Annotated in this window: 10 protein-coding genes; 7 read left to right on the forward strand and 3 right to left on the reverse strand. The window is 71.9% G+C overall.

The features are described from left to right. The first annotated feature begins 14 nt into the window (after positions 1 to 14). Positions 15 to 1,691: an HtaA domain-containing protein gene (locus ACIP82_RS15080; protein ID WP_400653677.1), complete on the forward strand. Its 1,677-nt coding sequence runs from the start codon at positions 15 to 17 to the stop codon at positions 1,689 to 1,691. Between the two features lie 85 nt (positions 1,692 to 1,776). Here ACIP82_RS15080 and ACIP82_RS15085 read toward each other — a convergent pair whose 3' ends face one another. Then, positions 1,777 to 2,448: a biliverdin-producing heme oxygenase gene (locus ACIP82_RS15085; RefSeq protein ID WP_363612660.1), complete on the reverse strand. Its 672-nt coding sequence runs from the start codon at positions 2,446 to 2,448 to the stop codon at positions 1,777 to 1,779. Positions 2,449 to 2,661: 213 nt separating this feature from the next. Then, positions 2,662 to 3,153 carry an inorganic diphosphatase gene (locus ACIP82_RS15090; RefSeq protein ID WP_363612658.1) on the reverse strand — a complete coding sequence of 164 codons (492 nt, stop codon included), beginning with the start codon at positions 3,151 to 3,153 and terminating at the stop codon, positions 2,662 to 2,664. Positions 3,154 to 3,228: 75 nt separating this feature from the next. Between ACIP82_RS15090 and dacB the strand changes: the two genes are divergently transcribed. From dacB to folE, 6 genes are all read left to right on the forward strand, one after another. Next, positions 3,229 to 4,728: a D-alanyl-D-alanine carboxypeptidase/D-alanyl-D-alanine-endopeptidase gene (gene dacB / locus ACIP82_RS15095; RefSeq protein WP_400653678.1), complete on the forward strand. Its 1,500-nt coding sequence runs from the start codon at positions 3,229 to 3,231 to the stop codon at positions 4,726 to 4,728. 84 nt (positions 4,729 to 4,812) lie between these two features. Then, positions 4,813 to 5,991: a zinc-dependent metalloprotease gene (locus ACIP82_RS15100; protein WP_363612654.1), complete on the forward strand. Its 1,179-nt coding sequence runs from the start codon at positions 4,813 to 4,815 to the stop codon at positions 5,989 to 5,991. 299 nt (positions 5,992 to 6,290) lie between these two features. Beyond that, a complete protein-coding gene (tilS, locus tag ACIP82_RS15105; protein WP_363612652.1) occupies positions 6,291 to 7,418 on the forward strand; it encodes a tRNA lysidine(34) synthetase TilS in 1,128 nt (375 codons plus the stop codon). Positions 7,419 to 7,489: 71 nt separating this feature from the next. After that, positions 7,490 to 8,044: a hypoxanthine phosphoribosyltransferase gene (gene hpt, locus ACIP82_RS15110; RefSeq protein WP_049654051.1), complete on the forward strand. Its 555-nt coding sequence runs from the start codon at positions 7,490 to 7,492 to the stop codon at positions 8,042 to 8,044. A gap of 226 nt (positions 8,045 to 8,270) precedes the next feature. Further along, positions 8,271 to 10,322 (forward strand): ATP-dependent zinc metalloprotease FtsH, encoded by a 2,052-nt coding sequence (ftsH, locus tag ACIP82_RS15115; RefSeq protein ID WP_363612649.1) that lies wholly within the window; start codon positions 8,271 to 8,273, stop codon positions 10,320 to 10,322. 110 nt (positions 10,323 to 10,432) lie between these two features. Next, complete coding sequence (folE, locus tag ACIP82_RS15120; protein WP_363612647.1) at positions 10,433 to 11,038, forward strand: GTP cyclohydrolase I FolE; 606 nt, start codon at positions 10,433 to 10,435, stop codon at positions 11,036 to 11,038. A 91-nt stretch (positions 11,039 to 11,129) separates the two neighbouring features. On the opposite strand, the gene ACIP82_RS15125 is transcribed toward folE, so the two are convergent. Beyond that, positions 11,130 to 12,314: an alpha/beta hydrolase gene (locus ACIP82_RS15125; RefSeq protein WP_400653679.1), complete on the reverse strand. Its 1,185-nt coding sequence runs from the start codon at positions 12,312 to 12,314 to the stop codon at positions 11,130 to 11,132. Positions 12,315 to 12,648 lie beyond the last annotated feature (334 nt).

Raw genomic sequence — 12,648 nt, forward strand, 5'->3', positions numbered from 1 at the left:
AACGGAGCACCACCATGTCCCGCAGCACCGCCCAGCGGCCGGGCCGCCGCAACCGCACCCGCCTCGCCGCCCTCGCGGCCGCCACCGCCGGCCTCGGCCTGACCGCCTTCGGCGCCCCCGCGCTGGCCCTCGCCGCAGGCGGCCCCGGCAGCGTCACGTACGACACCGGCGGGCTGGACTGGGGGGTGAAGGCCAGCTTCCGTAGCTACGTCACCGGGCCGATCGGCCAGGGTGGTGTGGAGCTGACCGGGGGCGCCACCACCAACGCCGACGGCAGCTTCCACTTCGGCCTGGCGAGCGCCACGTACGACCTGTCCACGCACGTCCTCAGCTCGGCCTTCACCGGTGGCGTCCGGTTCAGCGCCCACCACGGCGCGCTGGACGTGGCGCTGAGCGACCTGAGGATCAGCACCTCGGGGACGGCCGGCACGCTCACCGCCGACACCGCGTCCAAGGAGACGGTCGGCGCCGAGATCACCCGACGGGACGACGTGCCGCTGGCGACGTTCACCGTCGGCCGGGACACCACCACCGGCGTGCCTACGGCGGCCAAGCTCACCGAGGAGGGCGCCAGGGCGTTCGCGGGCTTCTACCAGGCCGGCGCGGACCTCGACCCGTTGTCGCTGCTGCTGAAGCAGAGCCCGGCCACGCCCTCGCCGACCGCCACGCCGTCCGCGACCCAGTCGCCGAGCCCCACCCGGTCGCCGTCCGCCACGGGTACCCCGGCGCCGACCGGTTCGCCGTCCGCGACCGGCACCCCGTCGCCGACCGCCTCCGCCACCACGACCGGTACTCCTTCGCCGACCGGCTCGCCGTCGGCGAGCGCGACGGGCACCGGTACCCCCTCGCCGACGGGTACGCCGTCCGCCACCGGCACCCCCTCGGCCACCACCGCGCCGAGCGGCAACGGCGAACTCGCCATCGTCAACGGCACCCTGGACTGGTCGGTCAAGGCGAGCTTCCGCAAGTACCTGGAGAGCCCGGTCGCCAACGGCAAGGTCGAGTTCGGCGGCGGCGCGGCCGACTACCGCTTCGCCGGCGCCACCGGCACGTACGACACCGCGACCCACTCGGTGGCGGCCGGCTTCAACGGCTCGGTCCGTTTCCTCGGCCACCCGGAGAACGGCGGCTACAAGCTGGACACCACCATCTCCAAGCCGGGCCTGACGATCGACCGGGACGGCGCGTACCTGACCGCCGACGTCAACGCCAAGTCCATGGACGGGAAGAGCACCTCGCTCTCCGCCGCCAGGATCGCCAAGCTGGACCTCTCGAAGGCCGACCTCGCCCCGGTCGACGGCGTGGTGACGCTCTCCGCGGTGCCCGCCACGCTGACCGCCGAGGGCGTGCCCGCGTTCGCCAACTACCAGGCGGGCGAGGCGCTGGACCCGGTCTCGGTCTCGCTGGCCTTCGACCGGAACGCCCAGCTGCCGACCACCCCGCCGGCCGGTGGCACGACCGGTGGCACGGCGGGTGGCACGACCGGCGGTGCCGACTCCGGTACGGGCGGCGCGGGTACGGCCGGTGGTGCCACGCTGACCACCGGCGGCGCCGGCCTCGGCGGTGGCGGCCTGCTGGCCTCCACCGGCTCCGGCACCCCCGTGGTGCCGCTGCTGGCCACCGCCGCCGGACTGCTGCTGGTCGGCGGCGGCGCCACCGTCCTGGTCCGCCGCCGCGGCGCGCAGGCCTGACGGACCCCCGCCCGAAGCGGCCCGCACACGAAACGGCCCCGGCGAGCGGTTGCTCGCCGGGGCCCACGTGTGCGGGGAGAAACGTTTATGCACTCAGCGGGTAGCGCGCGTCCAGGTCGCGGAAGACCGCGCCGTTGAGCACGAAGGCGCGCTTGCACTCGTCGACCACCCGGCGGCGCTCGATGTCGTCCAGCGCCAGGCCGGCGGCGTCCAGCCTGGCCCGGTACTCGCGCTTGAAGGCGGCCGGGTTGTCGACCTCCTCGAAGACGTAGAACCGCACGCCGTCGCCCTTGCGCTCGAAGCCCCAGGTCTTCTCGGCTATGCCGCGGATGATCTGACCGCCGGACAGGTCGCCGAGGTAGCGGGTGTAGTGGTGCGCGATGTACCCGGCCGGCCACTCGGCCGCCAGCTCCTCCACCCGGGCGACGTACGCGGCGGTGGCGGGCAGCGGCGCCAGCCCCGCGCGCCAGTCGGCTCCGCGCAGGTGCTCCAGATCGCGCTCGATGGCGGCGGTGCGCAGCAGCGCGCGGTCGATGAACGGTCCGGCCACCGGATGGTCCGCCAGCTCGGCGGTCCGGCCCTCCAGCGCGCGGTAGACGTACCAGAGCTGGCTCGTGAGGTCGGCGTAGGCGTCGATCCCGAGCCGTCCGCCGAGCAGGTGGCTCATGAACGAGGACTGTTCCGCGGCCTCGTGTTCCTCGCTGCTGGCGGTGCGGAGCACGGTGGAGAACGGAGCGGGCTGCTCGGGCGTGGGCATGCGGGCCTCCAGGGGATCGGGATCACCCCCGATTGTTATGGTTAGCCTAACCTAAGTCAACGTCATGCCGACAGGTTGTCGGTAAACCCGGACCATAGTCCCGGCCCCGGACACGGCGAAGGCCGGGGCCCGCGGATCGCTCCGCAAACCCCGGCCTCCGACTGCCTCGACCTGCCTCGAACGGCCCTGGACGAACGAGATCGGTACGACGGCTCAGTGACCGCCGGACTCCGCCAGACGCTTGATCGAGGCGGTGACCTCGGCCTCGGCCTCGGCGCGGCCGACCCAGTTGGCGCCCTCGACCGACTTGCCCGGCTCCAGGTCCTTGTAGACCTCGAAGAAGTGCTGGATCTCCAGGCGGTCGAACTCCGACACGTGGTGGATGTCGCGCAGGTGCTCCCAGCGCGGGTCGGTCGCCGGGACGCACAGCAGCTTGTCGTCGCCGCCGGCCTCGTCCGTCATCTGGAACATGCCGATGGCGCGGCACTTGATGAGGCAACCGGGGAAGGTCGGCTCGTCCAGGATGACCAGCGCGTCCAGCGGGTCGCCGTCCTCGCCGAGCGTGCCCTCGACGTAGCCGTAGTCGGCCGGGTAGCGGGTCGAGGTGAAGAGCATCCGGTCAAGCCGCAGACGACCGGACTCGTGGTCGACCTCGTACTTGTTGCGGGAGCCCTTCGGGATTTCGATAAGGACGTCGAACTCCAACGGTTCCTCCAAGGTAGGGACTGACAGAATCCAAGTGTCTCCTACGGGAGTGAGTGCTCGGGAAAGGGGCCGTCGGTGAGAGCTGGGGTCGGGGCGGGGCATCGCCGCCGGGGAACGGCCGCAGGGCTGTTCGGAGCGGCGGTGCTGGTCGCCGGTACGGTCCTGACCTCGGGTGGTGCGTACGCGCAGCCGTCCCCCTCGCCCGGCGGGCACACCGCCGGGCACGGCGAGGGCGACGAGCGGTCCCCCGTCCCGTCCGGCTCCGCGGCCCCGTCCGCCGCCGGCCGCCCGGCGCCCGCCGCGACGGGCGTCCTGACCGCCGCCGAGGCCGGTCCGACGGCCGGGGTGCCGACCCTCCAGGGCCTCCAGCAGGCGCTCGCCGGCGCGCTCGGCGACAAGAGCCTCGGCACCGTCACCTTCGCCGTCGCGGACGCGGCCGGCGGCCGGCTCCTGTACGGCTCCGGGGCGGACACGCCCGCCACCCCCGCCTCCACCACCAAACTGGCGACCACGGTGGCCGCGCTCTCGCTGATCCCGGCGGACACCCGGCTGAGCACCCGGGTCGTCAAGGGAACGGACCCGGACCGGATCACCCTCGTGGGTGGCGGCGACCCGACGCTCACCGCGCTGCCCGCCGACCAGGTGCAGATCGGCGGGCTCGCGGCCGACGCCGACACCGCGCCGGCCTCGCTGGACGCACTGGCGCGCCAGACCGCCGCCGCCCTGAGGGCCGTCGGCACCACCACGGTCAGGCTGGACTACGACCTCTCGCTCTACTCCGGCAACCCGCAGCACAAGAACCACGACGCGGCGAACATCGCCCTGGTCACCCCGCTGATGATCGACGAGGGCAGGGTCGACCCGAAGAGCCGCGAGGAGGCGCCGGCCCGGGTGGCCGACCCGGCCGCCCAGGCGGCCGACGCCTTCGCCGCCCTGCTCAAGGCCCAGGGCATCACCGTCGACGGCAAGGCCAGGCCGTCCGCCGCCCCGGCGCCCGCCGCCGCACCGGTCCTCGGCCGGGTGGACTCGCCGACCGTCGCCCGGCTCGTCGAGCGGCTGCTGACCACCTCGGACAACACCCTCGCCGAGGCGATCGCCCGTCAGGCCGCGCTGGCCGCAGGCCAACCGGCCAGCTTCGAGGGCGCCGCCACCGCCGTCACCCAGGAGCTCGCCCGGCTCGGCGTGCCGACGGCCGGAGTGGTGCTCAACGACGGCAGCGGGCTGCGCCCCGACAACGCGATCCCGCCGGCCGTCCTGGTCCACCTGCTCGCGCTGGCCGCCTCGGACCAGCACCCGAAGCTGCGCCCGGTGCTGACCGGTCTGCCGATCGCCGGTTTCACCGGCACCCTCGGCAAGCGCTTCGGCGTCAACTCCGGTGCGGCGGAGGCGGCCGGTCTGGTCCGCGCCAAGACCGGCAGCCTGAGCGGCGTCAACACGCTGGCCGGGACGGTGGTGGACGCCGACGGCCGGCTGCTCTCCTTCGCCGTGATGACGAGGACCGCCGCCCCCGCCGACACCGCCCGCGCGGCCATGGACCGCATCGTCGCCCGGCTGGCCGCCTGCGGCTGCCACTGACCCGGACGCACCGGAGCGGTCCACTCCCCAGGACGTCGGCGCCTGTGGCTCCCCCCGACGGACGGGAGCACGTACGGTGAGGGCATGACGAGCGCGAGCGGCGGTGCTGACATGGTCGACTGGAATCTCGCGGTCGCAACCGCGACCAGGCTGGTACGGCCGGGGCCGGAGGTGAGCCGCGCCGAAGCGGCGGCCGTGGTGGCGGAGCTGCGCCGGCACGCCCTGGAGGCCGAGGAGCACGTCCGGGGGTTCACCGGGATGCGCTCCAGCAGTCTCACCGAGGCGGCCGCGACCCCGGTGCTGATCGTGGACCGCCCCGGCTGGGTGCGGGCCAACGTGGCGGGCTTCCGCACCATCGTCCAGCCCCTGGTGGAGAAGCTCCAGGCCCGCCGGGCGGGCAGCACCACGGCGGGCGTCCTCGGCACGGTGGGGGAGAAGGCCACCGGCATCGAGGTCGGCGCCCTGCTGGCCTTCCTCTCCACCAAGGTGCTCGGGCAGTACGAGACCTTCGCCCCGGCGGAGCCCTCGCTGGAGGCGCCGGACAGCCCGGCCGCGCTGTTCGACAAGCCCCGGCTCGGCCCCGAGGACCCGGGCCCGGGCCGGCTGCTGCTGGTGGCCCCGAACATCGTGCACGTCGAGCGCGAGCTGGACGTCGACCCGTCGGACTTCCGGCTCTGGGTCTGCCTGCACGAGGAGACCCACCGCACCCAGTTCACCGCCGTCCCGTGGCTGCGCGACCACATCCAGTCCGAGGTGCAGTCCTTCCTGGCCGAGACGGACGTCGACCCGGGCGCGCTGCTGGACCGCCTGCGGGACGCGGCCGGTTCGCTCGGCGGCGGCCTGCCGGGTCTGGCCGGCCGCGGCGACGGCTCGGCGTCCACCGGTCTGCTGGAGGTCGTCCAGTCGCCCGCGCAGCGCGAGATCCTGGGCCGGCTGACGGCCGTGATGTCGCTGCTGGAGGGCCACGCCGACGTGGTGATGGACGGCGTCGGCCCGGCCGTGGTGCCGAGCGTGGCGGAGATCCGGGAGAAGTTCCAGCAGCGCCGGGACCGCGGCGCCAACCGCCTCGACCTGGTGCTCCGCCGACTGCTCGGCATGGACGCCAAGCTCCGTCAGTACCAGGACGGCGCGGTCTTCGTGCGCGGTGTGGTCGAGCGGGTCGGCATGGACGGCTTCAACCGGGTCTGGACCTCGCCGAACACCCTGCCGACCAAGGACGAGATCCACGACCCGGCCGCCTGGGTCGCCCGCGTCGCCCACTGATCCGACCAGCCGACCAGCCGCCGATCACGCGAGCTGCTGATCAGATTGGCCACCGAAGGGTGGCCGACGGCGGTCAAACCCGTTCGTACGAGTGGTCCAATCGTGCAGATGGCGGGTGAAGATACGTTTTTCCATTCACCCGTACGTGGGACGGTGGTCGTACTGGTGGCGCGGGTGGCGTAGCGGGTCGCTCCTTTCTGCCACCATCTGTGAGCGCCCGGTAACGAGGCGCTTACGGAGGGTGCGGTTCCCGCTGCGCCCGCCGCCGTCCTGTCCCCTCCGCCGAGGAGTCGTCCGCCGTGGGCCCACACCCCGCCGTCGCAGCGATACGCCTGGCCGTACGCCGCACGCTCACCGACCTCGCCGCCGAGGCCGGCACCACCTTCACCGCCCCGGTCCGGGAGCCGCGCGAGCGTTCGAGCGGAGCGCCGCTGGTCGGCGCCGCCGTCGGGACCACCCTGATCGGCAACGCCCACCGCCACCCCTCCGGGCTGCCGCGCACCCCGGCCGCTCCCGGCTCGCCGCTGGTCCTGGTCGCCGTCAGCGGGGGCGCGGACTCCATGGCCCTGGCCATCGCCGCCGCCTTCGAAGCCCCCAAGATCGGCCTGCGGGTCGGTGCCGTCACCGTCGACCACGGCCTCCAGGACGGCTCCGCCGACCGCGCCGCCCAGGTCGCCGACCGGCTGCGCTCGCTCGGGCTCGACCCGGTCGAGGCGGTCCCGGTCCGGGTCGGCCGGGCCGGCGGACCGGAGGCCGCGGCCCGGGACGCCCGCTACGCGGCCCTGGACGAGGCCGCCGAGCGCCACGGCGCGGTCGCCGTCCTGCTCGGCCACACCCGCGACGACCAGGCGGAGACGGTGCTGCTGGGCCTCGCCCGGGGTTCGGGCTCCCGTTCGCTGGCCGGGATGCCCGCCCAGAAGGGCCGCTACCGCCGCCCGCTGCTGGAGCTGGACCGGGCCGCCACCCGGCAGGCCTGCTCCGCCCAGTCGATCCCGGTCTGGGACGACCCGCACAACTGTGACCCGGCGTACACCCGCTCCCGGGTGCGCCACGAGGTGCTGCCGGTCCTGGAGAAGCATCTCGGCGGCGGCGTGGTGGAGGCGCTGGCCCGCACCGCCCGGCTGTTCCGCGACGACGCCGACGCCCTGGACCAGTGGGCCGCGCTGGCCGAGCGCGATCTCCGGTCCGGCGAGGGCGCCCTGGAGGTCGTGAAGCTGGCCGAACTGCCGCCCGCGGTGCGCCGCCGGGTCCTGCGCAGGGCCGCACTGCGGGCGGGCTGCCCGGCCGGGGACCTCTTCGCGCGGCACCTCGAAACGATCGACCTGCTGGTCACCGGATGGCGCGGTCAGGGGCCGCTGCACCTACCCGGGGGCGTCGAGGCCACCCGCAGGTGTGGCACGCTGGTCTTTCGGCGACAGGGCGACTGACGGGCAGGCATGCTCCCGGGGCGCCGGGCCGCCGGCCACACAGACCCCGAACGTTTGAGGACGTATCCCCGGTGGATCAGAACGACATGGGCGCTGACCTCGCGAAGGTGCTCATCAGCAAGGACGAGATCGACGCCAAGCTCCTGGAGCTGGCCGAGCGCATCGACCGGGACTACGCAGGCAAGGATCTGTTGATCGTCGGTGTCCTCAAGGGGGCCGTGATGGTCATGGCGGACCTCGCCCGCACCCTGCACTCGCAGGTGACCATGGACTGGATGGCGGTCTCCTCGTACGGCATGGGCACCAAGTCCTCCGGTGTGGTGCGGATCCTCAAGGACCTCGACACCGACATCGCCGGCCGGGACGTCCTGATCGTCGAGGACATCATCGACTCCGGGCTGACGCTGTCCTGGCTGCTGGGCAACCTGGGCTCGCGCGGCCCGGCCTCGCTGGAGGTCTGTGCCCTGCTGCGCAAGCCCGACGCCGCCAAGGTCGAGATCGACGTCAAGTACGTCGGTTTCGACATCCCCAACGAGTTCGTGGTCGGCTATGGCCTGGACTACGCGGAGAAGCTGCGCAACCTCCCGTTCATCGGCACCCTCGCCCCGCACGTCTACGGCGGCTGAGAGCTCCGTTCGGGCTACGGGCGGGAACAGTACGCCGTTCCCGCCCGTTGAGTCGGGGGGACAAAGAAATACGTCGTGTCGCTGTGCTCCCGCCACGGGCGGGTCGGACTGCGGTACGGTCCAATAAAACCGCTCTTCACATGAGCACAGACCGGATGCGCCGGCGGCCACGGCCCCGCGGCGCCGTTGAGTGGCAGGAGGGACGGGGCGGCAACGCCCCGCATGGATGGACGTCAAGCGATACTTCCGTGCGCCGATCATGTGGATCGTGCTGGCCGTCCTCGCCGTCATCGTCTTGATGCAGGTCGTTTCGGATTCGAACGGCTACAAGACGGTGGACACCGGGCAGGTCGTCGCCGCGATCGACGCCAAGCAGGTCAAGTCGGCGCAGATCACCACCGGTGACTCGAACACGATCAAGATCCAGCTGAAGGACGGCGCAAGCCTGTCCAACGCCGGTACGGGCAAGGTTCCGTCCGGCAGCAAGTTCCAGGCCTCGTACATCGGCGACCAGGGTGTCGCGATCGCCGACAAGCTCCAGGCCCAGATCAACGACAACGACCAGAGCACGCTCTCCGAGGGCTACACCATCAGCCCGGAGAAGCAGAGCACCTTCGTCAGCCTGCTGCTGTCGATGCTGCCCATTGTGATCATCGTCCTGGTCTTCCTGTTCCTGATGAACCAGATGCAGGGCGGCGGCTCGCGCGTCATGCAGTTCGGCAAGTCCAAGGCCAAGCTGCTCACCAAGGACACCCCGAAGACCACCTTCTCGGATGTCGCCGGTGCGGACGAGGCGGTCGAGGAGCTCCACGAGATCAAGGAGTTCCTGCAGGAGCCGGCCAAGTTCCAGGCGGTCGGCGCCAAGATCCCCAAGGGTGTGCTGCTGTACGGCCCGCCCGGTACCGGTAAGACCCTGCTGGCGCGTGCCGTCGCGGGCGAGGCCGGGGTGCCGTTCTACTCGATCTCGGGTTCCGACTTCGTCGAGATGTTCGTCGGTGTCGGCGCCAGCCGGGTCCGCGACCTCTTCGAGCAGGCCAAGGCGAACGCCCCGGCGATCGTCTTCGTCGACGAGATCGACGCAGTCGGCCGGCACCGCGGTGCGGGCCTCGGCGGTGGCCACGACGAGCGCGAGCAGACCCTCAACCAGCTGCTGGTCGAGATGGACGGCTTCGACGTCAAGGGCGGCGTCATCCTGATCGCCGCCACCAACCGCCCCGACATCCTGGACCCGGCGCTGCTGCGCCCGGGCCGCTTCGACCGCCAGATCGCGGTGGAGCGTCCCGACCTCCAGGGCCGGCTGGACATCCTCAAGGTGCACCAGAAGGGCAAGCCGATCGCGCCGGACGTCGACCTCTCGGCCGTCGCCAAGCGCACCCCCGGCTTCACCGGCGCGGATCTGTCGAACGTCCTCAACGAGGCCGCTCTGCTGACCGCCCGTTCGGACAAGAAGCTGATCGACAACGGCATCCTGGACGAGGCGATCGACCGCGTCGTGGCCGGTCCGCAGAAGCGCACGCGGATCATGTCCGACCGGGAGAAGAAGATCACCGCGTACCACGAGGGCGGCCACGCCCTGGTGGCGGCGGCGTGCCCCAACAGCGACCCGGTGCACAAGATCACCATCCTGTCCCGCGGCCGGGCCCTCGGCTACACCATGGTGCTGCCGGACGAGGACAAGTACTCCACCACCCGCAACGAGATGCTGGACCAGCTGGCCTACATGCTGGGCGGCCGCGCGGCGGAGGAGCTGGTCTTCCACGACCCGACCACCGGTGCGTCGAACGACATCGAGAAGGCCACCGCGACGGCCCGCGCCATGGTCACCCAGTACGGGATGACCGAGCGGCTCGGCGCGATCAAGTTCGGTTCGGACAGTGCCGAGCCGTTCCTGGGCCGTGAGATGGGCCACCAGCGCGACTACTCGGAAGAGGTCGCCGGGCTGGTCGACGAAGAGGTCAAGAAGCTCATCGAGACCGCGCACAACGAGGCCTGGGAGATCCTGGTCGAGAACCGCGACGTGCTCGACAACCTGGTCCTGGAGCTCCTGGAGAAGGAGACCCTCAACAAGGAGCAGATCGCCGAGATCTTCGCGACGATCGTCAAGCGCCCGGCCCGGCCGGCCTGGACGGGCTCGTCCCGGCGCACGCCGTCCACCCGGCCGCCGGTGCAGTCCCCGAAGGAGCTGGCGCTGACCAACGGCGCCGCCGCTGCGGAGACCACCCCGGTCGACGTGGTGAAGCTCCCGCCGCTGCCGACCGAGCCGCCCGCCGAGGGCTGATCCGGCCGCCTGGCAAAGGACGGAATGGATGCCGCGTCACCAGGGTTTGTACCCTGGAGGCGCGGCATCCGTGCTGTTAAGCCAAGTCCCACCTAGTTAGCGAGGCCCGCATGATCGACCCGGTGACGCTCGACGGTTCGTCCACCGTCGGGACCTTCGACCAGAAGCGGGCCGAGAACGCCATTCGCGAGCTGCTGCTCGCCGTGGGGGAGGACCCGGACCGCGAGGGTCTGCTGGAGACCCCGGCCCGGGTGGCCCGGGCGTACAAGGAGATATTCGCCGGCCTCTGGCAGGAGCCCGAGGACGTTCTGACCACCACCTTCGACCTCGGCCACGACGAGATGGTGCTGGTCAAGGACATCGAGCTGACCTCGGTCTGCGAGCACCACCTGGTGCCGTTCCGGGGCGTCGCGCACGTCGGGTACATCCCGTCCACCAGCGGCAAGATCACCGGGCTGTCCAAGCTGGCCCGGCTGGTCGACGTCTACGCCCGCCGCCCGCAGGTGCAGGAGCGGCTCACCAGCCAGGTCGCGGACGCGCTGATGCGGATCCTCGAACCGCGCGGCGCGATCGTCGTGGTCGAGTGCGAGCACATGTGCATGTCGATGCGCGGGATCCGCAAGCCCGGCGCCAAGACGATCACCTCCTGCGTGCGCGGCCAGCTGCGCGACCCGGCCACCCGGGCCGAGGCGATGAGCCTGATCATCGGGCGGTAGCGGTAGCGGGCGGCGGATGCGCTCAGAGCGCCCCGTGCGGTGCGGGCGAGCCCGGCCGGGAGGGTGGCCACCCTCCCGGCCGCGCCGCCGGTCAGGCCCAGTTGAGCCGGGCGCTCATCCACTCCAGGGCGGCGGGCAGCTCGCGGACCCAGCTCTCGAAGTTGTGGCCGCCGTCGTCCAGGTAGAGCGAATCGACCTTGAACTGCGGGTTGGCGGCCGCCACCTGCCGGGCGTGGTCGACGAACCTCAGCGTGTCCGGGTAGTCCGACTCCTTGCGGGTGCTGATCACCAGCAGTGAGAGGGCCGGCGCCGGGAGGTTCTGCAGCCGCCAGTCGAGGTCGCTCTGGGCGGCCAGGGTCTGATCGCCGCCGAAGAGGTTGCCGCCGGTGAACTGGTCCTCGGCCACCTTGAAGTCGGCGTGCATGCCGGTGCCGTTGCCGTAGACCTCCGGGAAGCGCATCGCCAGACGGAGCGCGCAGCTCCCGCCGGAGGAGAAGCCGAGCACACCCCAGGAGGAGGGCGAGCGGCTGACCCGGTAGGCCGAGCGGAGCGCCTCGGGCACGTCCTTGGCGAACCAGGACTCGGTGCGCGGCCCGCCGGGCACGTCGACGCACTCGGTGTCGCGGGGCGGGGCGACGGTCGGGCGGGCCAGCACGATGATGGCGGGTGCCATCTTCCCGGTCTTCCGCAGCTCCCAGGCGGTCTGCGGGACGGGCAGCTCCTTGAGCAGTTGCAGGGTGGTGCCGGGAAAGCCGGCCAGGGCGAGCAGCACCGGGAAGCGGACCATGGCGAGCTTCGGGTCGAAGTACTCGGGCGGCAGGTAGACGAACATCTGGTCGGAGAGGCCGCTCTCCGTGCCGGTGATCTCGACCGACTCCACCTTGCCGACCTCCTTCGGGGGACCCTTGGGCAGGTCGGTGACGGTCTCCAGGCCGCCCTCGGTGCTCGGCTGGACCAGCTCGTCGGAGGCCGGTGCGCCGCCCTTGTGGTTCTCGTTGCTGGTGAGGGTCAGTTTGGCGCCGCCGGGGTTCAGCAGGTCGTCCCACGAGGTGTAGAAGCCGAAGGAGTTGTTGACGGACAGTGCCAGCACGGCCAGGACCAGAGCCTGAGTGACCGTCATCAGTCCGATCCGGCCGAGCACCGGCAGCGGGCGCTGGCGGGCCAGCCGGGGCCAGAGCCAGAGGGTGGCGACCAGGGCCGCCGCGCCGAGTGCGAGCAGCGAGTTCACCAGCGCGTTGCTGGTCAGTTCCATGCCGTCGGCCTTCCGGTAGGACACTGCGGTGCGGGCTTCATCGTCTGGCGGTCCGTCAGCCGGGGCCACCGCGGCTAGGCTGTCCGGACGCCGGGGCAGGCAGGGGAGGCCGGGAGTGACCGGACGCAACCGGAGCCCTAGAATGCGGCGTCCACCGTACGTACCGCGTACGTGAGGGCCCCGTCGCGCCACGCGGCACCGGGGCTCCGGCTCCCACCCTCGGCTCAATTGCAGCGCGTGCTCGGTTCCGGTTTACCTTCCGTTTCCGGTTCCTTGGTATGCGTATTGCCTGATGAAGGAAAAGGCATGAAGGTCCATCACAACTCCTCCCCCGGAGTGACAGGACACCGCTCCACAG

This window comes from Kitasatospora sp. NPDC088548 (assembly GCF_044753005.1).
GTDB lineage: Bacteria > Actinomycetota > Actinomycetes > Streptomycetales > Streptomycetaceae > Kitasatospora.